Genomic DNA, 22870 nt, shown 5'->3' on the forward strand with positions numbered 1-22870 from the left:
TTTTTCTCTAATTTGTACTGGTTGTTCCGTTTCCGGTCGCGCAAATCCATGCCCAGGCGGAAGAGCCGGTCCGAAAAGTGAAACAGGAAAAATAATTTCCTACGGCGGGCGCGGAGAACTGCACGTAGTTTTTCCCCGTGGCTCCGCCGTCCAGATACATATCGCCCCCAGCGGCGGACTGGACCCGGAAAAAACTGCCCGTCTGTGCGGTGCTGATGGATACCAAAAATCCCAGATTGGCCGCTGTTGCCGGCAGGGTTGTTGTAATGTTGCTGGCAACCTGGCCATAGTTTGTTATAAGTGTTTGTCTGCATGCCAACAGTTGGTCCGCGGTCGGGGAGGCCCCGGCGCTCGCGTCTATGGTCGTGGGTGTGCATTTGCTGTTGATCGCGTCTTCCAGTTCAATCCAGTTGTCCTTGGTGATCGCCGCCTGTATTTTTGCGCCCGCGGGCCAGGATGAGGGAGAGGTCGTACCCTCATCCGCATGACTGACGATGGTGAATGTGTCCGCCGAGATCAGGGAAAGGGTCAGGATCTCGCGAGTGGAGCAGGAGGACGGCGCGGAGCAGGTGGACAGGTAGACCTGTGCCTTGAAATTTCCACCAGTTGGAAAGCGGCTGCCTTCTCCGGAGGCGACGGCCAGGGTGGTGGAACCGCTCGTGACCACCGAGTTCAGGGTGCTGTAGGCAAAGTTCGCCTTTTTGAGATATGCGTCGGTCGGAGTGGGTTGAAAAAAGAAAACGAATGCCCCAAGGACCGCGACGATCAAGGCGAGGTTAAAGAAAATTCTTTTCATATTTTTAAAACTCCTCTTCAAAAGCTCACCAGCGGTACGACATCTGCGCCATGGCGGACCAGCCTGGGCGTTCGCCAACACTGAACGCCTCGATGGTTGCCGCGCCGTAAAAATTGCCGACTCGAACGAATGTGTTGCGGTAATATGTCTGTTTCACCGCGCCGTAATAGGTGATCCCATAGCCGATACCGACCTCCTGGCCGCTCATGAACTCGAAGAACGGCCGCTTCTCAATGAGTACCGTGTCTCCTGATTTTGTATCAAGCACCGCGGCAACGTCGCGGGATCCGGAGGCGTCATCGATCGTGCCCGTGGCCAGGACTTCTTTTGTTTCATCCTTCAGAACCGAGTCCGGGATGTTTGAATGCCGGGAGATCTCTTTTTTGTCGAGCGCACGGACCGGCGCCGTGGGCGTTACGCTGTGTTTTGAGACGAGGGCGTCGTTCGAGACGAGGACTGAGCCCCGGCGGCTATCCGTGCAGCTCCGGAAAAGAAGCATGCAAAGCGCAAAAATCACGATTGCCTCGACGATGATAACGATGCTCTTGCGATCAAAGATCATTTTGGAAGCTCCTGCACGGCCTGCTTAGCGGTCTTCACCGTTTCAACGGCATCGCTGATTTTGCTCACTGCGTAGAGCGCGGTTACGAAAGCCGCCGCCGCGCCGATGAATATCGCCAGGGCCGGAAGCTCCTTTGCCATGTCGGAAACGCGCCAGACCAGGACCGAGATCCAGGCGCAGACAAACAGGAGTGCGATGGCGGACCCGAGACGGCCCCAGGACGCACGGGTGCCGTCGCTTAATATCTCGTCGAGGAATGGTTGTTTTTCTTCCATGACTTTTCCCTCCTATAACTCCTATGATTTGAATTCCACGCGCGCGAGCCAGCTTCGAAAGAACTTGCGCTGCAACGGGTTGTCTTCAATGATCTCGCGGTAGCGCGCGAACTGAAGGCCGTTCAAGACTTTCACGAGGGCGCCGGGATATTTATAGGCGTTCGCTTTATCTATCGTCTTTGGGCCGACGAGTCCGTCGATCAAAAGCGTGGCGCCCGTTAACAGGTTCAGCGCCTCCTGGAAAAACTTTACCGATCGGCACCAGCCCATGTTGACGGCGGAATCGAGGAGCTCCATGGCCACGGCCTGGGACGCGATCTTATCACCCTGAAACCTGCACCAGTAGTCCCGGTAGTAGATGCCGACGACGGTTTCTTTATCGAGGGCCTTGATGTCGAGATTCGGATAGGCGCGCCGGCTGATGCCCATGTTCGTCTCGCCGCCGTAATCATCCGGGTCGTTGACGTAGCCGCCCTCATAGGCGAGGATCTTTTCGACTGCTGGACGAAAGTCTGCCATGTCGCTGTGCTCCATTGGAAAGTGAAGATTGAAAATTGAAAATTTAAAATTGTTAGATCACGCGCACGTTGTTTGCCGAGAGACCCTTTGGTGCATGTGCGACCTCAAACTCCACGCGATCACCCTCCCTGAGCGATTTGAAGCCGTCGCCTTCGATCGCCGAGAAATGGACGAATACATCCTCGCCCTCGTCCTGGGTAATGAAGCCGAAGCCCTTTTGATCGTTGAACCACTTAACCGTGCCGGTTGCCATGGTGAGTCTCCTTTAGAATCTGATGGACGATGGTAGTGCACGATGGACGAGGGACGCAAAAGCAGTTTTCAGTTTCGTCTGTCGTCTTAGCGTAGCGATCGTCCGTCGTCTGTCGTTGTTAATACGTGTCGAGTTTGTCCTTCGTAAAAACCCGGTCTTCGCTTGTCTTGTTCGTTTTGTAATTCCCCGCGGGGCTTTCAACCGCCGCATCGGCGCCGATCAGGATCTGGCGCTTCTGGATCCTGCCGAGGAGCGCCATGATCCCCTTGATTTTTTCCTTCATGCCGTCGGGCATGTTGTGCTTCTTTTTTCGCTCCCAGAGGTAATAGACCGTACCGTCGAGCGAGAGGCTCTTCAGGATCGGAGGCGTTACGGCCAGCGGCAGGGTGTAGCCGCCCGCGCGCAGGTGCCCGTCGATCAGTTCGTCGATCCGCGCCCTGGCGGCTGCCGTGCGCTGCGCGTTCACCGCGCCCAGGCCTTCATCGTCCGTGAGCTGGACGAGCTCCGTCTGAGTGATGATGTCGTTGGTGAGGTCCGTGTCTGCCGAATAGGGCATGGCTTATTTCTTCTCCGCGGCTTTTGCGGCCGCGTTCAACTCCTTGATCTTTGCCTTGGCCGCGTCCTTTACAGTGACTCGGTCCTCGTTGGTGAAGAACGCCTTCACCTCTTCAACGGTGGCGCACTTCCCGATCGCGGCGATCGCCTCATCGGCGGATATCTTCTTCGGCAGATCGGCGGGCGGCGCATCCTCAACCGGCACGAGCCGCAGTTGCGCGGCGATGTCCGGCGTGGTCTCGATCTGATCTCCGGGCGCGTACGTTTTCCCGTTGTACTTTTTGTGGCCGTCTACCACGGTGTATTTGGGCATGATCTGTCTCCTTATAAGCCCCCTCACCCTACCCTCTCCCTCGAGGGGAGAGGGTAAAAGAGGAGGGCATTTTGTTTTTTGAACTTGTGCGGCTATGCCGCGCTACGCTACCGCAGTCTCGATAAAATAACCGCAGTCGCTCGCGACGATCTTCTCGTCGCTGTTCCAGGCCGGGCGAATGTAATGGCTGCCCTTGGTGCCGCGCTTGCCGTCGAAATCGCGGTACGTGGTGCGCAGCATCTCGCTGACCGTGAGGCCGAAGGTTATCGACTTCACGCCGGGCGACTTGGCGATGTGCAGCGCGGCCATGTGCTTGCCCCAGAGGCGGCTGTAGCTCGCTGCCTGGCCGGGCTTCGCCGTGTTGTACCGCGAGCGGCCGATGAGCACACGGTCCACCTCGAAGAAGGCGGCCACGTCGGCGGCCGATACGCGGCCGCTGTCCAGGGTTACGCCCGCCATGGCCTTGATGGCCGTCACAATCTCGGGGAGCTTCCGGAAGATGATCCAGGCGTCGAGGCCGAATACCAGCGTATTGGCGCGCTGGAAGCAGGTCTCGATCGCGGTCTCGATATCGGCGATCGGATCGTCGGTGGACCCGCCCCACTGGTCGTTGCCGGCCAGCTGTATCTTGTTGCCCGCGGGATAGGTGGCCGCGGCGAAGGTCTTATCGGCCACGCGCTTCTCCTGGGCCACGTCGAGGCAGAGGTTCAGAAAGTCGTTCGTGTCGATCTCGGGCTGAAGCGGGTTGTCCGCTTCCTCGATCATGGCCTGCGGGATCCAATCGCCGAGACCATGGTCTTTGACGGAGTAGTTGTCCGTCGCCACGCCCCAGTCAATCTCGTTCGCAAGGCCGGTAGGCCCCATGGAATCATCCACGGCCTTGAAGCTGTCGGCCTTGTTGTAGGTGAAAAATATGTCCGAGCGCTTGTTCATCTTCACGACGGGCATGACCAGCGGCCAGATCATTTCGTCGTTGCGGTACTTGATCGAAAGGTTCGTCAGGACCGAGTCTACATGCATAGAGCTGAGGGGCGGCATAGTGTGTCCTCCTTAATTTGGCATTAGAGCAGAGCGCATGGAGTAAAGGGACCCCATGCGCCATGCAGGGTTTAGTCGCTGATCACGTACTCGAGAAAGAACACGGCCTTCCCGCTCAGGATCGCGTTCGTGGCCACGGTCACGGCGATCTCCCGCGCAGCGGTCAGTTTCACCATGTTCGCCGCGGTACCGGTCGGAATCAATTCAAACCGGTTGGCCAGCGTGTCGGCGTCAACGGCCGCGAGTAGATCGACGGCCGTATTCGCGCCGAGTGCGATTGTCCCGGTGCCGCCCGTGGAGGTAAACGCCGTGATGATGTCGCCGTAGCCCCGCTGGATGATGGCTTTGTTCGGCAGCGTAACGCCGAGTGGGATCGCGCCGATCGCGCCGCCGTGGATGTCGAAATTGTAGTCGACCCGGAGCACGCCCTTGACCGTCAAGCCGTCCGCTCCCTGGTTCGCCCCGAGCACCTGCTGGCTGAGGATGACCGTTCCGAGGTCGTTCAACACGCCGGATTTGGTGGCGGTGCCGATGATGCTCTGGCCTGAGACCGCCTTCACGGCCTTGCCGTTCGCGTCGGACGTGAGCGGGTCCCCGCGAGTGACCACCCCGCCATAGACGACATCAGAAATGCCTGTGAGCATGATGGACATTTCAGCATTGGCAGCTGCGGCGGTATGCTGAAAAATACCGATGAGATTGTCGGTCGCGCCGGTAGAGAGTATGGCGTGATCGTCGTCGGACCCGTATTTTGCAATAGTAAAGGCTGTGGGCACCGCGGCGCCGGAGAACAGCATTTTGAGAGTGTCGGCCGTCGCGCCGATCGCGCCGTGAATGCCGAGGCGCGTTCCACGCTGCGCGATGGCAATTATCGCAATGCCGACGAGCAGCATCAGCGGCATGGCTGCCATGCCCTTCGGCTCCGCAAGCATCAGGCCACAGATCACCACGAGCAGAATGAGTGACATAAAGATCAAACCCCAGGTGCCGAGTTGCCGCTTCAACTTTTTCATATTGATCTCCTTTTTCTTGAATTTAAATTTTCTGATTTTCAATGTTTGTTTGGAACGCATTACGGCTATCTCTCGGAGTACAACTCCGGTTTGTCCTTTGAGACGGCCAAAACAACCTGGGCGTAGGTCATTCCGGGGTTCGCCTTGCTGAACTCCATCTCCGCCGCCTCGCGCTTCGTTTTTATATCGCCGGTGTCCGAGGCCTTGCCCTTTGTCGCCAGCTCCTCCGTGGTGATGATGTCGGGCAGGAACGCCTTCGCAAATTCCTTGAACGCTTCGACCGGGGCCTTATTCTCCTTCTTGCCTTCAGGTGCGGAGAACTCGTAGGTCTCCGTGCCGGCGAGGAGCTGCATGAAGTCAAGGACCATTGGCTTCATGGCCGGCGAGATCTTCTTTTTCATCTCATCGCTCGCGCAGAATGCGCTGAACTCGGCGACCTGGTTCTTTTTTCTCTCCGTCTTCAATTCCGTCTCGAGCTGTGTGACTTTTTCCGTGCTCTTGCTGAACTCGGCGGTTTTCGCTTTCTCGGCCGCGAGCTCGGCTTCCAACTCTTGTACTGTCTTCGGCATAGTGTCTCCTCCTTCAGGTTTTGAATATGCTGTTTGCGCCGGCGCGGCATCGTCCGGAGCAACGGTCTTGAGATTGTCGATCTGCCACTGCGAAATGACCGTGTCGGCGGTAGCGAGATCGAACTTTTCTATCATCCAATCGCGCAGGCGCTGAAATATTGCGCCGACATCGTTCAGCGCGTATGCCTCGGACATGGAAAATTCCACGACCAGAGCATTTTCATCCGCGTTGAACTCCGCCTGCAGGCCTTCGATGGCCGGGGGCGTCGCGCCCAGGAACCCGATGTGGCGGATGGTGAGGTCCGGGTTCATTGAGACGGAGATGTTTTTGAACATGCCCTTCCTTACCATGGCCTCGAACTCGGCCACGAGCATCTTGGGCCTTGCATACAGCACATCGCCCACGCGCTTCAGCTCATCGACCCATCCCCATGCGGGAGAGCTGGTCTTCGGATGGCCGATGGCGATCGGCATCTCGCGTCCCTTGTTCATCTCGAGGATTTTGTCGAGCTTCTCCGACGTGGCGTCGAACTCACTCTTGTTCGCGGCGATGTGTTTGCCGGTTTTGAAGAACGGGATCCATTTCATGAGGCGCCTCCGAAAAAATCAGTGACTAAAATTCATAAAGTGATCTAACGTGCGCTAAAGTGCATCTTGATGTTTGCAGATTGCCACAAATATTGTGCTGCGTCCCATAAACGGTTTAAGGGACAAAAAGAATGAAGACGGAGTAGATTTGCCACGGCAAATCCATCGTTGAAAGGGAAAACCAGGGAGGCCCCATGTACTTCATTTTTCGCCGCGTACCACTGCTCATTTTGTCATTCGCATTTTTTCTGCTGCTTTCCCCGGAGCTGTTTTCCACTCCTGCTCATGCACAACAGGCCGTATGGCCGGACATCGGCAGCATTCTTCCGGCGGCGACGCAGGGAGGCATCGGCGTGATCATGCTGATTGTGATTATCTTCCAATCGAGAAAAGACAAGCAGAAAAACGATGAGGTGATGACTCTATTCACTGCTCAGCTTACCAGTCAGAACGAGACCACGAAGCTGGCGTTCGAAAAATATAACGAGAGTACGCAGCTGCTGATCGGGCTGTTAAAGGCAAACCAGGACCAGAGCCGCCTGATCCAGATAGACAACCAGGAAACGATATCCCTTCTGACCGGCACGTTGTCCCGCATGGAGGTCAAGCTCGGCATTCCGATCAAATGTCCGTTCGGGGAATTTTCCCAGCTGACACAAAAGGAGAAACGGGGATGAGCAATCAGCTGCTGCGCGCTAAGATCGCCGATGCAAACCGCCGGCTGGCGGAAAAGAACCTGCTTGCGGAGCAGTACACGATGGAGTTGCGCGAAATGCTCGATCCATCGATCATGGATTACACCACGCTTCCCATGCTTACCTACCGGGAAACATCAAAGGCGCTTGACTGCCTCTGGGTCGAAATGTGCGAGCTGAAGAAACAGATCCAAAAAATGGAGACCGCGCTCAATGGCTAAACTGGCGATCTATGAGGCGGATGCCCGGCGGAATTACGTGGAAGAAGGCCTGGGCCTTGACTCCATTGTCGGACTTTTCGAAGGTAAGGTCAGCCGCAAAACGCTCTACAACTGGAAGGAACAGTTTGAGTGGGACGCAAAGAGAAAGGCCTTTCTCGACCATAACGTGGATCGCAAAACACAGGTAATTGAGCTTGAGAATCAGCTCTTCAACGAGGTCAAAGCAAACCCGACATCTAAAAATATTAAGCGGTGGCTTCTCCTCCTGGTCGCTTCCGATAAATACGGCGGCACACCGAAGATCAAGGACGACTCACCGGACCAGAAGGAGAAGCTCGACAAGCTCTATTCGCCGGAGCTGCTGGACCACATCAAGCATGCGTTGTATGGATTGAAATAACGTGAATTCTAAAACCTCCAACATGAAACGCTGGCTCCTGACCCTGCTGCTCTCGGCGGGGCTGCTGCTCATTGTCGGAGCGGTGCCTGCCTGGGCCACGCCGACGCCCACTAAAGCAAAAGCCTTCATCGAGACGAACAAGCAGCAGCCGGCGCAGACGCTCAACTCACAGTCCCGTGTGGATCCACCCGTAAAGCTCACCGAGTATCAGAAACGATGGGTACTGGACAAGTCGCGCCTCAAGATCGGAAAGTTCACGCGCCAGGGCGGAAAGTCCTTTATCTGTTCTCTTGAAGCCGTGTTCGATTGCTTCGAGAAGCCGCGCACCACCTGGGTGTTTCTCTCGGCCGGGGAACGACAAAGCAAAGAGCTGATGCGCACGGCCGCTATGCATGCGCGGGCGATCAACGCGGCCATCGAGGAAGCGACCGAGGTTTTCAAAGCCGAGGACAAGACCGAATACAAGATGCTCGAGATCAAGTTCCCGAACGGGTCTCGCATTTTGGGATTACCCGCGAACCCGGACACGGCGCGCGGTTGGAGCGCCAATCTATTATTGGATGAGTTTGCCATGCACAAAGACTCCCGCGCTATATGGAAGGCGCTCTATCCGTCCATCACGCGCGGGTACAAGATCCGCATCGTGTCCACGCCGCAGGGCAAGAAAAACAAATTCTATGAGATATGGACCGGGCTGACGAAGCAGATCTGGGCCGGCGAGGCATACGACGCGCCGGACCAGCGCGGCGGCTGGTCAAAGCATAATGTCACGATCATGGACGCCGTGGCCATGGGTCTGGAACTGTTCGATGACGAGGGCGCGAAGATCGAGCCCGAGGATCTGCGGCTCGGCCTGGGCGACGACGAGGCCTGGGAGCAGGAGTACATGGTCGCGTTCCTGGATGAGGCCACTGCCTGGCTTACCTACGATCTCATTGAGACCGTGGAAGACTCGCGGATCATGGCGGACCCCTCCTGGGTGGACCGGCTGCTCGCCGAGGCGATCGCGCATCACGACGCGCACAAGGCCGACAAGCGCCCGCCTCCATTCAAGCCGGATTGGCTGGCTGCCGAGGTTCCGTTTACCGGAGACCTCTATATAGGGTTCGACGTTGCGAGGCACCGAGACCTTGCCGTGATCTGGCTGGATGAAGAAGAGGCTAATCTGTATTACACCCGCGCGGAGATCGAGCTGAAGAAGCAGGCCTTCGGCGTACAGGAGAATGTGCTCTTCGCCTTGATGGAGCTGCGGAAGTTCCGGCGGGCGTGCATAGACAAGACCGGCATCGGCGAGCAGATCACCGAACGTGCGCAGGAACGCTTCGGCGCAAGCCGCGTCGAGGGCATCGACTTCAGCAACGCGAACAAAGAAGCTATGGCCAACGGCATCAAAAAAAGCTTCGAGGACCGGAAGGACCGGATCCCGGCCGAGCAGCGGATCCGCCAGAGCCTGCATAGCGTGAAAAAGGAGACGACTTCCACCGGGCATCATCGGTTCGACGCAGACCGCACCGAGCAGATCGGACATGCCGATGCTTTCTGGGCCAAGGCGCTATGTGTCCAGGCGAGAAGCAAAAACTCGGGTCCGGCCGGAATGGCAACACGGGGAAAACGAGAGACCGTGGGGATGATGAAGGGGTATGCATAGTGCGGAGTGCGGAATTCAGAGTTCGGAGTGGGGAAAAGCTCACTTTGGGACTACCCCCTGTGAATGCGTAGGAGCCAAATCCAGCGTTTCGGGGTGTCCTTGGTCGATGCCCGGCAGTAAAACTGGAATTGAACGGAGTTAAACGGCAATTCAGGGGTAGTCTGGGGCGGCTCAGTTAGATTTTTGGTGTATTGGGGACGGGAATGAACAAAAACACCCCTCACCATCCGCTCTCTCCCTCAAGGGTAGAGGGTACCAAATGAGAACAATGCAAACGTAATGCCAAAAGGGGCACATCATGAAAAAAGGTCTTTATATATCACCAACTGAATTCAGGAACTTCTCCGCCGTGGACAAGGTCGGCTCTCTGTCTTCCGAGATCGCGACCCGGCAGCGGTCGATCGACTTCTATACGATCGGCATGTTTCTGCCGAATCCGGACCCCGTGCTCAAAAAGATGGGGAAGGACATCACCATATATAAGGAACTCCGGGCAGATCCGATCGTGCGGGGATGCATCACCAGCCGAAAGGCGCGAACGAAGAAGCTGCTCTGGGAAATAGACCGGGGAAAGGCGCAAACACGTCAGACGAAGTTCATCACGGACCTGTTCAACAGGCTGCCGGTCCGGAGGATGGTCAACCAGATTCTGAACGCGCCGCTGTTCGGCAACCAGCCGCTCGAGGTGATGTGGGACGTGCAGAGCTGGACGCCGAAGGACGTCGTCGGTAAACCGCAGCAATGGTTCGTGTACGACGAAAACAACGAGCTGAAGTTCCGCACAAAGGATAATTACAACGGCATCGCGCTTCCGGAGAAAAAATTCCTCGTGGCCTCGAACGATGCTGATTACGAGAATCCCTACGGCGACGCGATCCTGTCGTCGTGCTTCTGGCCGGTGACGTTTCGCAAGGGCGGATACAAGTTCTGGGTGACGTTCACGGAAAAATTCGGCATGCCGTTCATCGTGGGTAAACAGCCGCGCGGGACGAACCAGACGGAGACCGACGCCTTCGCCGACCGGCTCGAGCAGATGGTGCAGGATGCGATCGCCGTGATCCCGGACGATGCCTCGGTGGAGATCCCGGAGACGAAGAACACGGGCTCGGCCGATCTGTACGACAAACTCATTCGCGCGTGCACGGGCGAGATCAATGTGGCGCTGTTGGGCCACTCGGGAGGAGCGGAGAGCACGCCGGGCAAGCTGGGCGGCGAGGATACCGCCGGCGACACGGGAGAGAACCTCGGCGACGATGATCAGAAGATGGTCGAGGACACGATGAACACGCTGATCGACTGGATCTGCGAATACAACTTCGCGGAACGTTCCGACCGGCCGCGCTTCATCATGTACGAAGAAGAGGACGTGGACACGAAGCTTGCGGAGCGGGACGAGAAGTTGACCACGGCGCTCGGCATGTCACAACTTCGCTTGTCAAAAAAATATTACCAGAAGGGCTATGCCCTGGAGGATGAGGATCTGGAGGAAGCTCCGGCTGTGCCGGAAGTGCGGAGTGCGGAGTTGGAAGTTCGGAGTGGACTGCCAGTACAACAGCCCGCGCCCGCGCAGTTCTCATCCTCTCCCCTTGAGGGAGAGGGTAGGGTGAGGGGGGGATTGCTTCGGCGTATCCTCGATGCCGTCGTTGAATTTGTCTCTCCCAATTCCGCACTCCATACTCCGCAATCCGCACTCGATGACGCACTCGATTCCCTGAGCGCGGAGGATCTTCAAAGGCAGGCTGAAGGCGTTTTAAAGCCGGTTATTGATCTCATTAATAAGGGCACCAGTTACGAGGACATCATGAAGGATCTCGTGACCGCCTACCCTGACATGGACTCCTCTGCCCTGGAGGAAAGGCTTTCGCGGGCGATCTTTGTGGCTGAAGCGTGGGGTAGAATGACAACTGGCCAGGAGTTAAAGGCCCTCCCATGAGTTTTGCAAAGTCAGGCGTGAGTCCGAACATTGTAGTCACGGTCACGAACCAGAACTGGACCATGCAGAACGCCGCGGACGATGCGACGGTGGGCAGCCTGTTAGTCAAGACAACGCTGGCCAGCGGCAAGTCATTGTTCGTCTGTGATGTTAAAAATTTTGAATTTGAATGCGCTGACGCTAATTATACCTTCTCCAGCGAGAATGAAATAATATCCAACAAAAATAATTCACTTGGTTCGTTTCAAAATAAATCCACGCAAGGATTTGTATCCATATTCCGATGGGGACAAAAGACGACTGACAATTATGGAACATCGGCTTCGTGTGTTGTGTTGGGGTACTCTCCCACATCAACTACAGGGGGCTCGGCTAAAACAAAACACCTGATGTATGGCAGTTCTTTTTTCAGCACAAACACAGTTGCGGGTCTGCTCGGTGGAGGGTCAGAGGTTTGTAATTGTATTATTAATTATCTGATTATGTGTCAGACAAATGCTCCGGACGTTATCACCGGGACTACGTTCCAGAACAAAATGATTCAAATGCTTATCGCACCTACAATTTTTACAGACAACACACTGTCATCTCACTCTGCACCGGTGTTGTTAATGAATGCCAATGTGGTTATTAAAAACCTTCAGAAGAGTGCTGCCGTGAGTGCGGCACTCTTTACCATGATAAACGCCACGTGTACCCTCAGAAACCCTAAATGGGACGCGACTATTAACCAAATAGCGGCGGCGGCATCTGGGTGTTATCGGTACATTGATTATCCCCTCAGCCTCAAGGTGGTTTCAGGTTTTAATGGTGCAAATCCCCCGGCTGAGGTTCCGATAGAGGGCGCGCTGGTGAATGTCTGGGAAATTAATCAAAGTACGGGAGTGCAGACAGAAATGACCGGGAGCCCATTCACGACTGACGCGAATGGCATGGTTGAATTGAACCTGAAAAAGTACAACAACTCGACCACCGCATGCACGCCGCATCGAGTTCGGGTAAGCAAGGCCGGGCTTGTTGCAAGTGAATTTCCGATCAACATGAATGAGCAAAAAAGCATGACTCTGAAATTAGGTGTGGGAGGAGAGCCCGCGTTAAGCGTCAAAACGTTCGCTCTGGAGATTTGACGGGCAATGGAGATGGACCTTGAGCAATGACATAATTAATTTCAGCGTGACTCTGTCGCGAGGCATGGACCTCGACGGCGAAATGGCGACGCGCGATATTGTGAACGGCGCAATCATCCGCGCGTGCCCGCAAAGCGTCGGGCTGGTAAAGACTGTAGCACTGGAGGTGGACCTATGACGGAAGAAGTGCATTTAAACGACATCGGTACGAAGTTCTTGGTGACGGTCAACGAAAACGGAGTGCCCCTTGACATATCAGGCGCGACCGTGAAGAAGATCATCTTTAAAAAGCCGGACAACACCGTGGTTGAAAAGGACGCAGCCTTCGAGAGCACCGGGGGCGACGGGCAAATATATTATCTCTCGGTGTCCGGCGATCTTAACGCGACAGGAATATGGAAGCTGCAGGCTTTTGTAACTCTGCCGGCAGGCTCTTGGCACACACTCATCAGCGAGTTTAAAGTGATCGCAAATCTCTAATGAACCTCGCGCTGAAAAATAGGCTGGCGCTGTTGAGACGGGTCCACGGTTGCCCCGGCTGCGGAGCCACGCCTTTTTCGTCCATCGTCCATCGTCCATCGTCCATCGACTTTTCCGCAAGCGATGTCGATCTCCTCTACGCCATCGGCCTGCCCCCTGAGCAAGCGATCGAATATTTCAAGAGCAAGGGCTACGCCTACTCCTGGGACTGGCAGGAGATTTGGCAGGAGGCGCAGTCTCTCTCGTTCACCGTGGCCAAGGCAATGCGGCTTGATGTTCTTCAGACGATCAGGGACGAGTTGCAGAAGGCGCTCGATGACGGCATGATGCTGCGGGACTTTCAGAAAAATCTTGAACCGAAGCTGAAAGCCCTGGGCTGGTGGGGCAAGTCCGAGATCATTGACGCCGACGGCGTAGTGTCGAGCGTCCAATTGGGATCTGCCTGGAGATTGCAAACGATTTACGATACCAACATGTCCACGTCATATATGTCCGGGCGATGGAAAGAGTACATGGAGAACACGGACGACCGGCCGTGGTTCCAGTATGTGGCGGTAATGGATTCCAAGACCCGACCGAGCCATGCCGCGCTGAACGGCAAGGTGTTTCGTTACGACGATCCATTCTGGGACTCTTTCTGGCCGCCGAACGACTGGGGCTGACGCTGCCGCACACGCGCTCTGTCAGAGCGCGATGTGAAGCGCATGGGGCTTATTCCTGAGACATCCGAGGGACGGATATCGGAAACGGACGTGCTTGTCTCAAGACAGACCGGGGAGATGGGCACGGTGGCGGTCTACACGGATCCTCGAACGAACGGACAGACGGCGACGGGGGCGGGATGGAGTTATAACCCCGGCAAGGTGGTGTGGACGCCGGACCTGGCGCGCTATGATAAAGACATAGCGGGGCTGTAGGGAGGAACACAGTTCGGAGCGTGGAGTTCGGAGTTCGGAGATGAAAAATTTTGACATCAGCATCTTTGACGATGAGGCGCATCAGCTCCTGAAGCAGCTCCAGGAGCGCGGGGACGACCTTGCCCCGGCGATGCGGAAGATCGCGGGTATCATGGCCGGGGCCGTCGAGCTGAACTTCGAGCGGGAAGGTAGACCGCGCTGGCCGGCGCTGGCGGCCGGGACCATAAAGCAGCGGGAGAAGATGGGAAAGTGGCCGGGCAAAATATTACAAAGAAGCGGCCGCCTCGCGAAGAGCTGGACAAAAAGTTCTGATCGGAACAGCGCAAAGGTCGGCAGCAACTGGCCGACCGCTCGGATCCATGAGACGGGGGGCGATGCCGGGCGGGGGCATAAAGCGCATATCCCGGCGCGGCCGGTGCGGACGCTCACGGCGAGGGATATTGGAGAGATCAAATTGGTGTTGATGAGCTACCTTTTCAAAGGGCAATAAACGGCGTTCAACGGCAATTTTAAAGCCCTTCTCGATGCATTGAGAAGGGCTTTCATATTTATAGCGTCGCCTACACTCCAAGCGTCTACCGCACGAGTTCTCTGAATTCCACGGATGACACCGCGTTATAGATCAGCTCCTGCACCGCGGGAGCGAACGCTTCAGCTGTTTGTTTGCAGGCCAATCCCCCTTCAAATCCGCTCGCAAAATTATAATGCTCCGATACCTTCATCATTTTTCTGGTAGACGACGTGAGGGTGATGCTTATGTCCCAGTAGCCGGTCATGTTATTTTGAGAAGACGAAAAACTGAGTTTGTCAAGAGAGCCGTAGATCTTGACCCGATAGTCGGCATTGTATATGCCCGCCATCTTCAGCTCGTCGGCAAAAGCCCGCTGAATATATGCGGCATAGGTGAGGCCGTCCGGAGGGAAAAGCTCTCCCGCAGCCCTGCACCGTTCATTGAATTCCGGATCTCCGATAAAGGTCCCCACTGCGATATCTTTAATGCCGAGTTGCTTCAGCTGCACATTGTTGTCAGCGAGGATAGAATACCGTGGAGGGGTGTACGTGCTGCATGCGGAGAGAAGCGTGGTGAGGGTGAGTAGTATAAAAATGGCAAATCGTTTGCATTTCATATTTGATCTCCTTGGTTTAAATTATACCCGCCTGCATTATACCTCAAACTTTTATCTGCGTCTATCTGCGTAATCTGCGGATCAAGCTTTCGCAGCCGTGACAAAACAATGCGGATATTCCGCAGGGCGGCCGCCTTTGCATCTCGGAGGTTTTCGCCACTCCCAATGCACCACGCGATAACATGGCCGTCAACTCGTATGCCAATTGCGGATTTTCCACCGGGACTGACCGAACCTTCTGGTACCAGGAAGGGTTCAATATCTTTCATGGCTTATACTCCTTGACAATCTCCGCGTGGATTTTCGCTTCTTCGTCAGGGTTTTCCTTGAGACAAGCCTGCAGCTTTGGCCAGGTCGTTTTGCGTGCGATACAGACTGCATATATTGCACTCCAAACTTTCTCGTTTCCCTCTCGGCGAGGCATTGATTCCTGAGGATTTTTCAATTCCTCGATGATCCGATCGGCCGCATACTTTGCCCCCGCGTCCCGCGTCCCTCGTCTAAAGCCTGCCCCCGAAGGATCTAATCGGGGGTCCTTCGTCTTTCCGGCCTTCGCGCGTCTTTCCCAAACCTGTATTGTATAGTAATGACTCTCATAGGGATCTTTCCCGTGGGATCCGATATAGAGGTTCAGCTCCTGGATCCAGTGGAGGACCTGCTTCTCTTCCATCAGCGCGCAGAGGTGCGTATATTCGCCATCGGCAAGCCAGACAAAATCAAGGTGGCAGCGTTTGTCTTTTCTGTCGATTTTCTTCCTTACCATCACTCCTCCTCGTCCAAAGCCTGCCCTCGAATTATCTAATCGGGGGTCCTATCGTCCATCGTCCTTCAGCAGTTTCATTTGCCGCGGGTCTTCCTTCTCGTCCGCGCCCAGGGCCTCGTAGACGAACTGTTCGGATACGCCGAGCTTTATGGCCAGGGTCTTTATGCAGTTGTCTGGGTCTTCGGCGTTGAAGTGCTGCCGGACGTATAGTCTCCGGAGCTCGTTGAGCGGCCGCTCGCTGATGTGCAGCGAGATGCGCGGGAGCTTTCGCCAGAGTTTGATGCAGGTCTCGATGCCGCAGTCCTCATAGATCATTTTCATGGAGAGATCTTCTCCCCGGTTGGTCTGGGACTTCATGACCTGCTCGACTTCGCGGCGCTTCAAGTCCAGGATCCAGTCGAGTTCCTCGCGCACGCGCTGACGATCGGAGATTGTTTCTTTGCTCATGCTGCCCCCGCTTTGAGTTCGATGCTTTCGTTGTTTTTGATCAGGTGCCGACGCAACGCCGCGAAGGATGTCCAGCCCCAGGAGTATGTTGTGTACGTTGTCGGCTCAAGTCCTAATTTCTTTCTTATCTTCTCACTCTGTTTCCGCATTTTAACAGGCATGATGTCTCTGATGGTCGCTCGATAGAAACGGCGGCGCTCCTCGCAATCGTGTGTGACGTATTCGACTTTTAAATAGCCGTCTACATAGACGCAGATCTCCATTCGAAGCGCCTTTAAAAAATGAACGATGAGCGTAATGTTATACCCATCGATTAGAAGCTTCGCGGAGTCCCATGGATAATTCAGCTTCTTCTCGAGTTCCGCCCACTGTTCTTTGGTTAATGTGCTCATGATAGTTTCCTTCCGCACTCAGGGCAGTAGTTGATGGCGACTTTCTGCACAGGGATTCCTTCGTAGGTGAGCTCCAGCCGGGTGATGCCCCATTGTGCCTTCGCATGGCGCATGGCGTTGCAGCAGGCGTTGATGTTGGCGACCTCGAGGCCCTGCCAGAGGCGGCGGCTGTCGGGATCCGCCGTGGGCTTCTTTGCCTTCAGGCGATCTATGTATCGTTGGATGGTTGAATGAAGGGTCATTGTAATTTTTCCGGCGCTCGTCTCAACCAGCGGATCACGCCACGGCGTGACTCCGCTTCGCTGCGCGACTCATCCGCGCGTTAAATCCTTGCGAGCAATTTTATATTGACTCAAGTATTTTCTTGATCGTATAGGATGTCAATTCCTGCCCTAATGCAATTAAACCAATAGCTGTTGCTGTGGCCCATCCGGTTTCGCACCAAACAAAATAAACGAGAACACCAGTAAGTATCAGCCGAATCGCTACCTGCATATTCCACCTTTCCGAATGACCGGATTAAACCAGTCATTCGACCGCACAAGGGCGGTCAATTCCGCGTTAGCTGTATACTTCTTCCATCACGCACAATGTCCCGCACTCAATATCCTCATCCTCGAAACGTCCCGCGTCTTTCGGCAATTCGTCGAGAAATACAGGGCGCTTTTTTAGCCGGTTCAGCGCATGATCTAAGTACCGTTCCAGTGCGGCCATCCGGTCAAAGGCTTCGGGAAAATCCCGGCGAATCTTGTTCCAGTACCCGGCCCCGCCCTTTACGCATCCGATGCAGTTGTTGTTCCGGTATCCGAGCCGGTACATTGCCGGGAGCTCTATTCCCGCCTGGGTCAGAATCTTGTAGCAATCGGCCTTGGTTATCCCCTCGGCTCGCAAAACCCACTCGGGCCACACGGCGGGGTTTTCCATCTCAAAGCGCTCTATGCGTTTCGTTTCGTCTGCCGTTAATCCGAGTACGTGTTGATCTCCCGGTGAAGAGTAGGCTACCCGGACATCGCGCTTTAAGATTCTTGTGCAAGGTGCGCCGAGTGGCCCTCGCAAAAACCGCTCACCTCGGAATACCGCCATAATGTCGGCATACCGTGAAGACCTTAAAATCTTGATCTCTTGGCCTATCCAGTCCTGCACCTCTTCCAAAAAACGCATATTGTCCGGATGTTCATACTTCAGCGTGTCGCAGTACAGCACCTCAACGGGCAACGTTGCCTTTTTAATGGCAATCTTCGCCGCTACTGCTGATGCCGCGCCGCAGGAGAACCATACCAATGTTCTGTCTGTCCAAAGAGGATACTGCAAATTCAACCCCCAGCTAACCAGGACGCTCGACAGCGTCCTCGCTGCGCTCGGCGCGTCAGCGCCGCGTTGGTTGCCCGCAAGGAGCGGGCGGCTATCTAATTGGCCGTGCCTCATGCCATTCCAATTCCTCATCGGTACAACATGGCCATCCGCAGTGCGAACACACGCCGCCCGCGCTTTGCTCTTTAGAGTCCTGCGGGCAACCAATGGGGCCAGCTGTGGAACGGTCGGGTGTCGCGTTGATGCCCTTGGAAGCGGGCACCAACAAACCGCTCGACCCGACTTGACCCGCGTCGTCAGTGCCGGGCTTATGAGCTTGCCGTATTGCCCTTATCAGTGCTGATTCTCTTTCGTATGCGTATCCTACTATCATTAACTTTATAGGTTTATCGCTCATAATCCCGTCCCTTCCTCGTTGCGGGTCAGCTGGCCCCATTCTCCGCCCGCGCTGCTAAAGCTCACGACAATAGCTACGCCACTCATGGCATTTATGACAAACTATATTTATATCATTCTCCGTTGCGTACTCGATATCCCAATCGTGCTCATCTTCAGCCGCGCACTTTGGCCGAATGAGAGGTTCTGTTTTCCCTTTTTCCAGTTCATCTAACATGCCTTCTCCAATTCCAACTTTGCCTGTCCAAACACATCTTCGATACTGCTCTTCTGGAGCCTGGCTGCCCGCAGAAGAATCATGATGCCCCGGTGCCGCAGGCTTCTGGTGGAGGTTTGTACTTCATCGGGCGTCACGGGGACATAATAGCCGCGAGAACAAGATGCTATGAGGCAGCCATGAAAATTTACCAGGTGGCTGATAATCGCGCGCACGGTGACGTAGTCGATTCCGGCGCATTCGGCTATGACCGTGCCGAGTAATGCGCGATCGCGGCCGAGCCGGTCCCTGATGGCGGACCACACAATGTGTTCCTCCTGGGTGAGGATCGGCGCTTTGCGATCGGTGAAGTCTATTTGAATTTGAGTTTGTTCGGCCATCATCAGGATCCGCATCACGGATCTATACCCCACACTGTGGGGTATTTCTGCCTTTAGCTTGTCTTTGCTTCCGCACCTGCCGGTGTAGCGTTCACAGACTCGTAATTCGAGCAGTCGTGAGTCACGCAGCCGCCGCCGAGATGGCCCTTCTCCTGGCCGAGCGAGTGTATAATCGACACCGCTGCGCTGATGACATTTCCGTCCACGCACTTCGGTTTTTTCTTACACGAGTAACACTTCTGATTCAGCGAATACGACATTGGCTTTTCTCCTTTCTCCGTTATTTAATTCCGCACTCCGCAATCCGAAAGCTCTACTGAGCAAAGTCGAAGTATCCGCAATCGTCTTACTTCTCATTCTCCTCGAGGATCCCCGCCATGTCCGGAACGTCTACATCCGCAACCTTCACCATCTCCGGATGTTCCACCTGGTAGCGAAGGACGCGCTCGATCAGAAGCGCGATGCCCGCAAGCTGCTCAACGCTCGCTCCAAGTTCCTGGCTTTTATTCTGGTAGTACATCAGCACATCCGGCAGGGCTTTGTCCTTTGCCAGGAATACCATGGCGTCCATGTGGCTGTGCTCTTTGTTCGCGTGCTCCTGACTCAATGCGCAGAAAACATATTTACGATCGATTGGTTCTCTCATGAGTAACCCCTTTCAGTGTCTAAAGTGACTAAGGTTCATAAAGTGAGCTAAAGTTGTGATGCGAATCAACCTGCCAGATTCCTTTCGTCTTCCATCATTGCTTTCCAGGCCTGCATCATGGCGGTCTGTGTCTCATACCTGTTCAGCACCTTCCATGAGCCGGGACTGGAACATTTCCATATTTTTTTATTCACCACGTCGTAGCGCAGAAGCGCGAATCCCGCCTTCAGGAGGATTCTCTGTTCACGCATTGCCTTGCCCATTATTATGCTGCCTCCCTCTGAGCGCTGACTCGAGTGAGCTTGTATCCACCGCTGATGCCCTCGACCAAAATTACCGCGGTGCCTGAGCCGAGTTGCCAGGCCTCTGAACGTGTGATGGTAAATAGTTTGTGCCCTTCATCTTTTTTGACGACGACCGCCGTGCCTATGGGGTGCAATTTGTTCCAGCGATCACAAAGCCCCTTTTCTTTTTTGCTTTGTATACCCATCATGCGGCCCTCAGTTTCTTCGCGGCGTCCTCGAGGTCTTTGCTGGCGGCGGTCTCTATCCAGAATTCGTCGTCCTGCTTCACGGCCAGGCCGCTCTCGGCGAGCCGCGGCTCATCCAATATACCCGCCGTCTTGTCCGCGAGGATCTGGGCTTTGTCTATCTCGGGGATCTCGCGCACATATACGCCGTGATAAAGGGTGAGCAGCTCGAGCGCGGCGTCCCATTTTTTGGCTATCTTCTTGATGAGCGTTACCGTCGGCTGGCCGACGCGGAAGCCCAGAGATCCGAAGGCCGTCTCGATGGAGCGCTTCCCCCAGGTGGACATATCCTCTTCCGCCCAAGCTTCAAGTTCCTTGACGAGCAGGGCCTTCTCCGCCTCGAGGCCGGGGCGTCCGGATGCCCTCTGGCCCTTTTGGTGCTGCTCGCGGATCCGCGCGATCGCGTTTGCCTCATCGAGATCCCAGGTAGCCAGCTTCTGATCGATGGTGTTCAACTGCGACATCGCCGCGTCGGCCTGGGCGCGGCTGGTGATGCTGTTCTTTGGTTTGAGTCGTGCCATGTTTTGCTCCTTTTAGTTGCGGTTCAAGGTTCACGGTTGAATCTAAGCTTTAGCTTCCATCTCTTCGAGTACTTTCCCCAGCGCCAGAGTGATCAGGCGGCTATGCAACCTGGGGTACTTTGTCCAGTCGATGCTGCCGGGGGACTGAACCTCCGAGAGATGAGGGACGATCGCTTCGCTTGGACGATGGACGAGAGGGATATCCTGCCTGACTGACTGACTGACTTGCCGTGGCATCTCGTTTTTTCTTTCACCTTTACAATTCCTTTTTTGTGGTCCTGTCCGGGATACGGCGCACATCCATGCTTCGCCTTGTAGCACTTGTAGCAGAGACCGTCTTTTTGAACAGTCCTTCCGCAGTCCTTTGTGCTGCAGGTGCCTTTCGCATTCGTTGCCATTGTCGTTTCTCCTTTAGCTTGTATCGTTTCAGCTTTTGCCTGATTCGTCTCGCCTTTACGTCCGTCGTCCAAAGCCTGCCCTCGAAGGATTTTATCGGGGGTCTCTCGTCCCTCGGTCTTATGTTTCCCCGCCTCATACAACACCGCCCCGCGCTTGCAGGTCCGGCACTTGTCAAAGTTATGAAAGTGGCCGTGCAGCGATGTCTCAAACCTCTTTGCGCACGTCTCGGCCGCCTTCGAGGCGAGCATGGTGACGTTGTACTTTTCGCAGGTGAACATCTTCGGGCTTTGCATTTCCATCGTCCGTCGTCCCCCTCGTCTAAAGCCTGCCCCCGAAGGATTCAATCGGGGGTCCATCAATATTTCAGATCCCGATCTCCCTGCTCATCGCCTGCATGCTCCGGTCCATCTCCGCAATCTCGGTTCGGACCTTCTTCTTTTTTTTCTCGATGCTCTTTTCAAATTTAATTCGCTCGGTGCAGGTCAGTGATCGCAGGAACCCGCAGCGTTGACCATAGCAGAACGACCTTGTGCCTCTTCCGTTTATTCTGTATTCGCAACCCATCCCATCACCCCCTCATTAAAATGTACATCGCGGCCGCGGCCAAGAGGATCCACTTCGATCGTCTCGCCCCGGAGCGCTTCTTTTTCTCCGCCATTTCCCGCTTGAGCCGGTGCATCCTGTACAGCATCTCTCCTGTTATGTGGACTATAGCCATATGCACGCCTCCTTTATTCCCGAATAGTAGATCCACGCAAGGCCCCCGATGATGATTGCAAGCACGATGACGATCGTCAGGTATTGCATCGCGTCTTCGGCCTTCATGCCTTGTCCTCCTTTCCCGCCCTGATCTTCTGCAACTCAAAGCAGCCGATCTTATTAAAGTCCTCAATCATCTTGTCCGATACCGCCGGGACCTTCTGCACCATGCCGATGGCGCAGTAGCCGGTTATTGATGCGAGGTTGTTCCCGATTCTGTCCTCCAGCCAGCGCTTGGCGTTTTTGCTGAGCGCCTGCAGCTCGTCGATGGCGGTGGCTTCGTCTATTTTCCATGGTTCATTCATTCGCACCCCTTGCATAAATCCGGCGTCCGGGTTGACTGCACGGTGCAGACCGTGATGTCCACCTTTGCCTTGCGGACGCGGCAGTATTTTCCGTGCACCGGCTCGCTTGCTTTCTGTTGCACCTGGACGCCTGCGGGATTTGGTGTTTGACTCCGAACTACCAACGGAGCCTGCCCTCGAATGCCGTTATTGAGGGTACCCCGAACCTGGCGCTCTTTCAGCCGTCTGCGCTTGTCTCTTCCGTTCATTCCACGCTCCTTAATAGCTCATTGAAAATACGACCATGATCGGCATCGATGTTCGGCGGTCCATGGTATGTTCGTTTTCCCAGACATTCACCTGCTCCGTTGCGATGATGGAATCAACGACGATCCTCGCCAACGGATGATCTATTCGGCTGATGAGCGCGGTTGCCGCGATGCCGACAGTGCCAAAGACCGCCAATGCGGCGCGCGAGGGATGTTCGCCGAGGACGGGGTTCATCTCGTGATATTTCAGGGGCTGATCGATCACTGAGCGCACGGTCTGGTGGTAATCCACCGCGGCCAGTACCGTCAGATAGAGCGTTTTCTGCAGCTTGTCGAGCGTGCTGATGGTGTGAAACGTTTCAAGGTTTGAAAGACGCGTCTCTCCCGCATGCACAGTGGTGAGCGAGAGGAAGACCACGATCGCGATTGCAATGATCACGATCAGGACCATTTGCATGATCGCGGCCGGGACCGCCTCGTTCAGTTCCGTTTGCTGCTGATTTTTATATTCACGACTTGTCATTTTTG

At 55.2% G+C, this 22870-nt stretch carries 40 protein-coding genes; 11 read left to right on the forward strand and 29 right to left on the reverse strand.

Features of this window, described 5'->3' with window-relative positions:
• Positions 1–7 precede the first annotated feature (7 nt).
• From M0R70_12625 to M0R70_12670, 10 genes are all read right to left on the reverse strand, one after another.
• Positions 8–796 (reverse strand): hypothetical protein, encoded by a 789-nt coding sequence (locus tag M0R70_12625; protein ID MCK9420213.1) that lies wholly within the window; start codon positions 794–796, stop codon positions 8–10.
• Positions 797–821: 25 nt separating this feature from the next.
• The gene (locus tag M0R70_12630) at positions 822–1358 is read right to left on the reverse strand and encodes a hypothetical protein (protein ID MCK9420214.1); all 537 of its coding nucleotides are present in this window, start codon (positions 1356–1358) and stop codon (positions 822–824) included.
• Positions 1355–1633 (reverse strand): hypothetical protein, encoded by a 279-nt coding sequence (locus M0R70_12635; GenBank protein ID MCK9420215.1) that lies wholly within the window; start codon positions 1631–1633, stop codon positions 1355–1357. The genes M0R70_12630 and M0R70_12635 overlap by 4 nt, the downstream gene beginning before the upstream one ends.
• A gap of 21 nt (positions 1634–1654) precedes the next feature.
• Positions 1655–2152, reverse strand: a complete 498-nt coding sequence (locus M0R70_12640) for a peptidoglycan-binding protein (GenBank protein MCK9420216.1) — start codon at positions 2150–2152, stop codon at positions 1655–1657.
• A 52-nt stretch (positions 2153–2204) separates the two neighbouring features.
• Positions 2205–2405, reverse strand: coding sequence for a cold-shock protein (locus M0R70_12645; GenBank protein ID MCK9420217.1), 201 nt, complete (start codon positions 2403–2405; stop codon positions 2205–2207).
• Between the two features lie 118 nt (positions 2406–2523).
• Positions 2524–2961, reverse strand: coding sequence for a DUF1320 domain-containing protein (locus M0R70_12650; GenBank protein MCK9420218.1), 438 nt, complete (start codon positions 2959–2961; stop codon positions 2524–2526).
• 3 nt (positions 2962–2964) lie between these two features.
• Positions 2965–3273 (reverse strand): hypothetical protein, encoded by a 309-nt coding sequence (locus tag M0R70_12655; protein MCK9420219.1) that lies wholly within the window; start codon positions 3271–3273, stop codon positions 2965–2967.
• Between the two features lie 102 nt (positions 3274–3375).
• On the reverse strand, positions 3376–4311 hold the full coding sequence (locus M0R70_12660; protein ID MCK9420220.1) for a hypothetical protein: 936 nt from the start codon (positions 4309–4311) through the stop codon (positions 3376–3378).
• A gap of 71 nt (positions 4312–4382) precedes the next feature.
• A complete protein-coding gene (locus M0R70_12665; protein ID MCK9420221.1) occupies positions 4383–5324 on the reverse strand; it encodes a DUF2190 family protein in 942 nt (313 codons plus the stop codon).
• A 65-nt stretch (positions 5325–5389) separates the two neighbouring features.
• Positions 5390–6481 carry a hypothetical protein gene (locus M0R70_12670; protein MCK9420222.1) on the reverse strand — a complete coding sequence of 364 codons (1092 nt, stop codon included), beginning with the start codon at positions 6479–6481 and terminating at the stop codon, positions 5390–5392.
• 194 nt (positions 6482–6675) lie between these two features.
• Here M0R70_12670 and M0R70_12675 point away from each other — a divergent pair, with 194 nt between their 5' ends.
• From M0R70_12675 to M0R70_12725, 11 genes are all read left to right on the forward strand, one after another.
• The gene (locus tag M0R70_12675; GenBank protein ID MCK9420223.1) at positions 6676–7158 is read left to right on the forward strand and encodes a hypothetical protein; all 483 of its coding nucleotides are present in this window, start codon (positions 6676–6678) and stop codon (positions 7156–7158) included.
• Positions 7155–7397, forward strand: a complete 243-nt coding sequence (locus M0R70_12680) for a hypothetical protein (protein MCK9420224.1) — start codon at positions 7155–7157, stop codon at positions 7395–7397. The genes M0R70_12675 and M0R70_12680 overlap by 4 nt, the downstream gene beginning before the upstream one ends.
• Positions 7390–7797: a hypothetical protein gene (locus M0R70_12685; protein MCK9420225.1), complete on the forward strand. Its 408-nt coding sequence runs from the start codon at positions 7390–7392 to the stop codon at positions 7795–7797. The genes M0R70_12680 and M0R70_12685 overlap by 8 nt, the downstream gene beginning before the upstream one ends.
• A 1-nt stretch (position 7798) precedes the next feature.
• Positions 7799–9445, forward strand: a complete 1647-nt coding sequence (locus M0R70_12690; GenBank protein ID MCK9420226.1) for a terminase family protein — start codon at positions 7799–7801, stop codon at positions 9443–9445.
• Between the two features lie 298 nt (positions 9446–9743).
• Entirely contained in the window at positions 9744–11378 is a 1635-nt protein-coding gene (locus M0R70_12695) for a DUF935 domain-containing protein (GenBank protein ID MCK9420227.1), read from the forward strand.
• Positions 11375–12505 (forward strand): hypothetical protein, encoded by a 1131-nt coding sequence (locus M0R70_12700; protein ID MCK9420228.1) that lies wholly within the window; start codon positions 11375–11377, stop codon positions 12503–12505. The genes M0R70_12695 and M0R70_12700 overlap by 4 nt, the downstream gene beginning before the upstream one ends.
• Before the next feature lie 19 nt (positions 12506–12524).
• A complete protein-coding gene (locus M0R70_12705) occupies positions 12525–12683 on the forward strand; it encodes a hypothetical protein (GenBank protein ID MCK9420229.1) in 159 nt (52 codons plus the stop codon).
• Positions 12680–12985, forward strand: coding sequence for a hypothetical protein (locus tag M0R70_12710; protein ID MCK9420230.1), 306 nt, complete (start codon positions 12680–12682; stop codon positions 12983–12985). The genes M0R70_12705 and M0R70_12710 overlap by 4 nt, the downstream gene beginning before the upstream one ends.
• Positions 12985–13647: a phage minor head protein gene (locus M0R70_12715; GenBank protein MCK9420231.1), complete on the forward strand. Its 663-nt coding sequence runs from the start codon at positions 12985–12987 to the stop codon at positions 13645–13647. Before M0R70_12710 ends, M0R70_12715 begins: the two co-directional genes overlap by 1 nt.
• Before the next feature lie 42 nt (positions 13648–13689).
• Complete coding sequence (locus M0R70_12720) at positions 13690–13902, forward strand: hypothetical protein (protein MCK9420232.1); 213 nt, start codon at positions 13690–13692, stop codon at positions 13900–13902.
• 40 nt (positions 13903–13942) lie between these two features.
• Positions 13943–14392 (forward strand): phage virion morphogenesis protein, encoded by a 450-nt coding sequence (locus M0R70_12725; GenBank protein ID MCK9420233.1) that lies wholly within the window; start codon positions 13943–13945, stop codon positions 14390–14392.
• Positions 14393–14477: 85 nt separating this feature from the next.
• On the opposite strand, the gene M0R70_12730 is transcribed toward M0R70_12725, so the two are convergent.
• From M0R70_12730 to M0R70_12820, 19 genes are all read right to left on the reverse strand, one after another.
• Positions 14478–15029 (reverse strand): hypothetical protein, encoded by a 552-nt coding sequence (locus M0R70_12730; GenBank protein ID MCK9420234.1) that lies wholly within the window; start codon positions 15027–15029, stop codon positions 14478–14480.
• On the reverse strand, positions 15026–15298 hold the full coding sequence (locus tag M0R70_12735; GenBank protein ID MCK9420235.1) for a hypothetical protein: 273 nt from the start codon (positions 15296–15298) through the stop codon (positions 15026–15028). Before M0R70_12735 ends, M0R70_12730 begins: the two co-directional genes overlap by 4 nt.
• Positions 15295–15792 (reverse strand): hypothetical protein, encoded by a 498-nt coding sequence (locus M0R70_12740; protein MCK9420236.1) that lies wholly within the window; start codon positions 15790–15792, stop codon positions 15295–15297. The genes M0R70_12735 and M0R70_12740 overlap by 4 nt, the downstream gene beginning before the upstream one ends.
• A gap of 48 nt (positions 15793–15840) precedes the next feature.
• Positions 15841–16239: a hypothetical protein gene (locus tag M0R70_12745; protein ID MCK9420237.1), complete on the reverse strand. Its 399-nt coding sequence runs from the start codon at positions 16237–16239 to the stop codon at positions 15841–15843.
• Entirely contained in the window at positions 16236–16631 is a 396-nt protein-coding gene (locus M0R70_12750) for a hypothetical protein (GenBank protein MCK9420238.1), read from the reverse strand. Before M0R70_12750 ends, M0R70_12745 begins: the two co-directional genes overlap by 4 nt.
• A complete protein-coding gene (locus M0R70_12755) occupies positions 16628–16873 on the reverse strand; it encodes a hypothetical protein (GenBank protein MCK9420239.1) in 246 nt (81 codons plus the stop codon). The genes M0R70_12750 and M0R70_12755 overlap by 4 nt, the downstream gene beginning before the upstream one ends.
• 319 nt (positions 16874–17192) lie before the next feature.
• Entirely contained in the window at positions 17193–18074 is an 882-nt protein-coding gene (locus tag M0R70_12760; protein MCK9420240.1) for a hypothetical protein, read from the reverse strand.
• A gap of 474 nt (positions 18075–18548) precedes the next feature.
• The gene (locus M0R70_12765; protein ID MCK9420241.1) at positions 18549–18950 is read right to left on the reverse strand and encodes a hypothetical protein; all 402 of its coding nucleotides are present in this window, start codon (positions 18948–18950) and stop codon (positions 18549–18551) included.
• Between the two features lie 38 nt (positions 18951–18988).
• Positions 18989–19195: a hypothetical protein gene (locus tag M0R70_12770; GenBank protein MCK9420242.1), complete on the reverse strand. Its 207-nt coding sequence runs from the start codon at positions 19193–19195 to the stop codon at positions 18989–18991.
• An 86-nt stretch (positions 19196–19281) separates the two neighbouring features.
• The gene (locus tag M0R70_12775) at positions 19282–19581 is read right to left on the reverse strand and encodes a hypothetical protein (GenBank protein ID MCK9420243.1); all 300 of its coding nucleotides are present in this window, start codon (positions 19579–19581) and stop codon (positions 19282–19284) included.
• Between the two features lie 65 nt (positions 19582–19646).
• Complete coding sequence (locus M0R70_12780) at positions 19647–19844, reverse strand: hypothetical protein (protein ID MCK9420244.1); 198 nt, start codon at positions 19842–19844, stop codon at positions 19647–19649.
• Between the two features lie 2 nt (positions 19845–19846).
• Positions 19847–20074, reverse strand: coding sequence for a hypothetical protein (locus tag M0R70_12785; protein MCK9420245.1), 228 nt, complete (start codon positions 20072–20074; stop codon positions 19847–19849).
• Complete coding sequence (locus tag M0R70_12790) at positions 20071–20631, reverse strand: host-nuclease inhibitor Gam family protein (protein MCK9420246.1); 561 nt, start codon at positions 20629–20631, stop codon at positions 20071–20073. Before M0R70_12790 ends, M0R70_12785 begins: the two co-directional genes overlap by 4 nt.
• A 92-nt stretch (positions 20632–20723) precedes the next feature.
• The gene (locus tag M0R70_12795) at positions 20724–21329 is read right to left on the reverse strand and encodes a hypothetical protein (GenBank protein ID MCK9420247.1); all 606 of its coding nucleotides are present in this window, start codon (positions 21327–21329) and stop codon (positions 20724–20726) included.
• Positions 21330–21393: 64 nt separating this feature from the next.
• Positions 21394–21594: a hypothetical protein gene (locus M0R70_12800; protein ID MCK9420248.1), complete on the reverse strand. Its 201-nt coding sequence runs from the start codon at positions 21592–21594 to the stop codon at positions 21394–21396.
• Between the two features lie 4 nt (positions 21595–21598).
• Positions 21599–21748, reverse strand: coding sequence for a hypothetical protein (locus tag M0R70_12805; protein MCK9420249.1), 150 nt, complete (start codon positions 21746–21748; stop codon positions 21599–21601).
• A gap of 103 nt (positions 21749–21851) precedes the next feature.
• The gene (locus M0R70_12810; protein MCK9420250.1) at positions 21852–22094 is read right to left on the reverse strand and encodes a hypothetical protein; all 243 of its coding nucleotides are present in this window, start codon (positions 22092–22094) and stop codon (positions 21852–21854) included.
• The gene (locus M0R70_12815) at positions 22091–22342 is read right to left on the reverse strand and encodes a hypothetical protein (protein MCK9420251.1); all 252 of its coding nucleotides are present in this window, start codon (positions 22340–22342) and stop codon (positions 22091–22093) included. Before M0R70_12815 ends, M0R70_12810 begins: the two co-directional genes overlap by 4 nt.
• Positions 22343–22352: 10 nt before the next feature.
• Complete coding sequence (locus tag M0R70_12820; protein ID MCK9420252.1) at positions 22353–22865, reverse strand: hypothetical protein; 513 nt, start codon at positions 22863–22865, stop codon at positions 22353–22355.
• Positions 22866–22870: the final 5 nt, after the last annotated feature.

This window comes from Nitrospirota bacterium, from assembly GCA_023229435.1.
GTDB lineage: Bacteria > Nitrospirota > UBA9217 > UBA9217 > UBA9217 > JALNZF01.

What these genes read in the sequence shown, in the direction of transcription:
- M0R70_12625 (MCK9420213.1), bottom strand. Translation starts at nt 796, where the DNA reads ATGAAAAGAATTTTCTTTAACCTCGCCTTGATCGTCGCGGTCCTTGGG.
- M0R70_12630 (MCK9420214.1), bottom strand. Translation starts at nt 1,358, where the DNA reads ATGATCTTTGATCGCAAGAGCATCGTTATCATCGTCGAGGCAATCGTG.
- M0R70_12635 (MCK9420215.1), bottom strand. Translation starts at nt 1,633, where the DNA reads ATGGAAGAAAAACAACCATTCCTCGACGAGATATTAAGCGACGGCACC.
- M0R70_12640 (MCK9420216.1), bottom strand. Translation starts at nt 2,152, where the DNA reads ATGGCAGACTTTCGTCCAGCAGTCGAAAAGATCCTCGCCTATGAGGGC.
- M0R70_12645 (MCK9420217.1), bottom strand. Translation starts at nt 2,405, where the DNA reads ATGGCAACCGGCACGGTTAAGTGGTTCAACGATCAAAAGGGCTTCGGC.
- M0R70_12650 (MCK9420218.1), bottom strand. Translation starts at nt 2,961, where the DNA reads ATGCCCTATTCGGCAGACACGGACCTCACCAACGACATCATCACTCAG.
- M0R70_12655 (MCK9420219.1), bottom strand. Translation starts at nt 3,273, where the DNA reads ATGCCCAAATACACCGTGGTAGACGGCCACAAAAAGTACAACGGGAAA.
- M0R70_12660 (MCK9420220.1), bottom strand. Translation starts at nt 4,311, where the DNA reads ATGCCGCCCCTCAGCTCTATGCATGTAGACTCGGTCCTGACGAACCTT.
- M0R70_12665 (MCK9420221.1), bottom strand. Translation starts at nt 5,324, where the DNA reads ATGAAAAAGTTGAAGCGGCAACTCGGCACCTGGGGTTTGATCTTTATG.
- M0R70_12670 (MCK9420222.1), bottom strand. Translation starts at nt 6,481, where the DNA reads ATGAAATGGATCCCGTTCTTCAAAACCGGCAAACACATCGCCGCGAAC.
- M0R70_12675 (MCK9420223.1), top strand. Translation starts at nt 6,676, where the DNA reads ATGTACTTCATTTTTCGCCGCGTACCACTGCTCATTTTGTCATTCGCA.
- M0R70_12680 (MCK9420224.1), top strand. Translation starts at nt 7,155, where the DNA reads ATGAGCAATCAGCTGCTGCGCGCTAAGATCGCCGATGCAAACCGCCGG.
- M0R70_12685 (MCK9420225.1), top strand. Translation starts at nt 7,390, where the DNA reads ATGGCTAAACTGGCGATCTATGAGGCGGATGCCCGGCGGAATTACGTG.
- M0R70_12695 (MCK9420227.1), top strand. Translation starts at nt 9,744, where the DNA reads ATGAAAAAAGGTCTTTATATATCACCAACTGAATTCAGGAACTTCTCC.
- M0R70_12700 (MCK9420228.1), top strand. Translation starts at nt 11,375, where the DNA reads ATGAGTTTTGCAAAGTCAGGCGTGAGTCCGAACATTGTAGTCACGGTC.
- M0R70_12710 (MCK9420230.1), top strand. Translation starts at nt 12,680, where the DNA reads ATGACGGAAGAAGTGCATTTAAACGACATCGGTACGAAGTTCTTGGTG.
- M0R70_12715 (MCK9420231.1), top strand. Translation starts at nt 12,985, where the DNA reads ATGAACCTCGCGCTGAAAAATAGGCTGGCGCTGTTGAGACGGGTCCAC.
- M0R70_12720 (MCK9420232.1), top strand. Translation starts at nt 13,690, where the DNA reads ATGGGGCTTATTCCTGAGACATCCGAGGGACGGATATCGGAAACGGAC.
- M0R70_12725 (MCK9420233.1), top strand. Translation starts at nt 13,943, where the DNA reads ATGAAAAATTTTGACATCAGCATCTTTGACGATGAGGCGCATCAGCTC.
- M0R70_12730 (MCK9420234.1), bottom strand. Translation starts at nt 15,029, where the DNA reads ATGAAATGCAAACGATTTGCCATTTTTATACTACTCACCCTCACCACG.
- M0R70_12735 (MCK9420235.1), bottom strand. Translation starts at nt 15,298, where the DNA reads ATGAAAGATATTGAACCCTTCCTGGTACCAGAAGGTTCGGTCAGTCCC.
- M0R70_12740 (MCK9420236.1), bottom strand. Translation starts at nt 15,792, where the DNA reads ATGGTAAGGAAGAAAATCGACAGAAAAGACAAACGCTGCCACCTTGAT.
- M0R70_12745 (MCK9420237.1), bottom strand. Translation starts at nt 16,239, where the DNA reads ATGAGCAAAGAAACAATCTCCGATCGTCAGCGCGTGCGCGAGGAACTC.
- M0R70_12750 (MCK9420238.1), bottom strand. Translation starts at nt 16,631, where the DNA reads ATGAGCACATTAACCAAAGAACAGTGGGCGGAACTCGAGAAGAAGCTG.
- M0R70_12755 (MCK9420239.1), bottom strand. Translation starts at nt 16,873, where the DNA reads ATGACCCTTCATTCAACCATCCAACGATACATAGATCGCCTGAAGGCA.
- M0R70_12760 (MCK9420240.1), bottom strand. Translation starts at nt 18,074, where the DNA reads ATGAGGAATTGGAATGGCATGAGGCACGGCCAATTAGATAGCCGCCCG.
- M0R70_12765 (MCK9420241.1), bottom strand. Translation starts at nt 18,950, where the DNA reads ATGCGGATCCTGATGATGGCCGAACAAACTCAAATTCAAATAGACTTC.
- M0R70_12770 (MCK9420242.1), bottom strand. Translation starts at nt 19,195, where the DNA reads ATGTCGTATTCGCTGAATCAGAAGTGTTACTCGTGTAAGAAAAAACCG.
- M0R70_12775 (MCK9420243.1), bottom strand. Translation starts at nt 19,581, where the DNA reads ATGAGAGAACCAATCGATCGTAAATATGTTTTCTGCGCATTGAGTCAG.
- M0R70_12780 (MCK9420244.1), bottom strand. Translation starts at nt 19,844, where the DNA reads ATGGGCAAGGCAATGCGTGAACAGAGAATCCTCCTGAAGGCGGGATTC.
- M0R70_12785 (MCK9420245.1), bottom strand. Translation starts at nt 20,074, where the DNA reads ATGATGGGTATACAAAGCAAAAAAGAAAAGGGGCTTTGTGATCGCTGG.
- M0R70_12790 (MCK9420246.1), bottom strand. Translation starts at nt 20,631, where the DNA reads ATGGCACGACTCAAACCAAAGAACAGCATCACCAGCCGCGCCCAGGCC.
- M0R70_12795 (MCK9420247.1), bottom strand. Translation starts at nt 21,329, where the DNA reads ATGGAAATGCAAAGCCCGAAGATGTTCACCTGCGAAAAGTACAACGTC.
- M0R70_12800 (MCK9420248.1), bottom strand. Translation starts at nt 21,594, where the DNA reads ATGGGTTGCGAATACAGAATAAACGGAAGAGGCACAAGGTCGTTCTGC.
- M0R70_12805 (MCK9420249.1), bottom strand. Translation starts at nt 21,748, where the DNA reads ATGGCTATAGTCCACATAACAGGAGAGATGCTGTACAGGATGCACCGG.
- M0R70_12810 (MCK9420250.1), bottom strand. Translation starts at nt 22,094, where the DNA reads ATGAATGAACCATGGAAAATAGACGAAGCCACCGCCATCGACGAGCTG.
- M0R70_12815 (MCK9420251.1), bottom strand. Translation starts at nt 22,342, where the DNA reads ATGAACGGAAGAGACAAGCGCAGACGGCTGAAAGAGCGCCAGGTTCGG.
- M0R70_12820 (MCK9420252.1), bottom strand. Translation starts at nt 22,865, where the DNA reads ATGACAAGTCGTGAATATAAAAATCAGCAGCAAACGGAACTGAACGAG.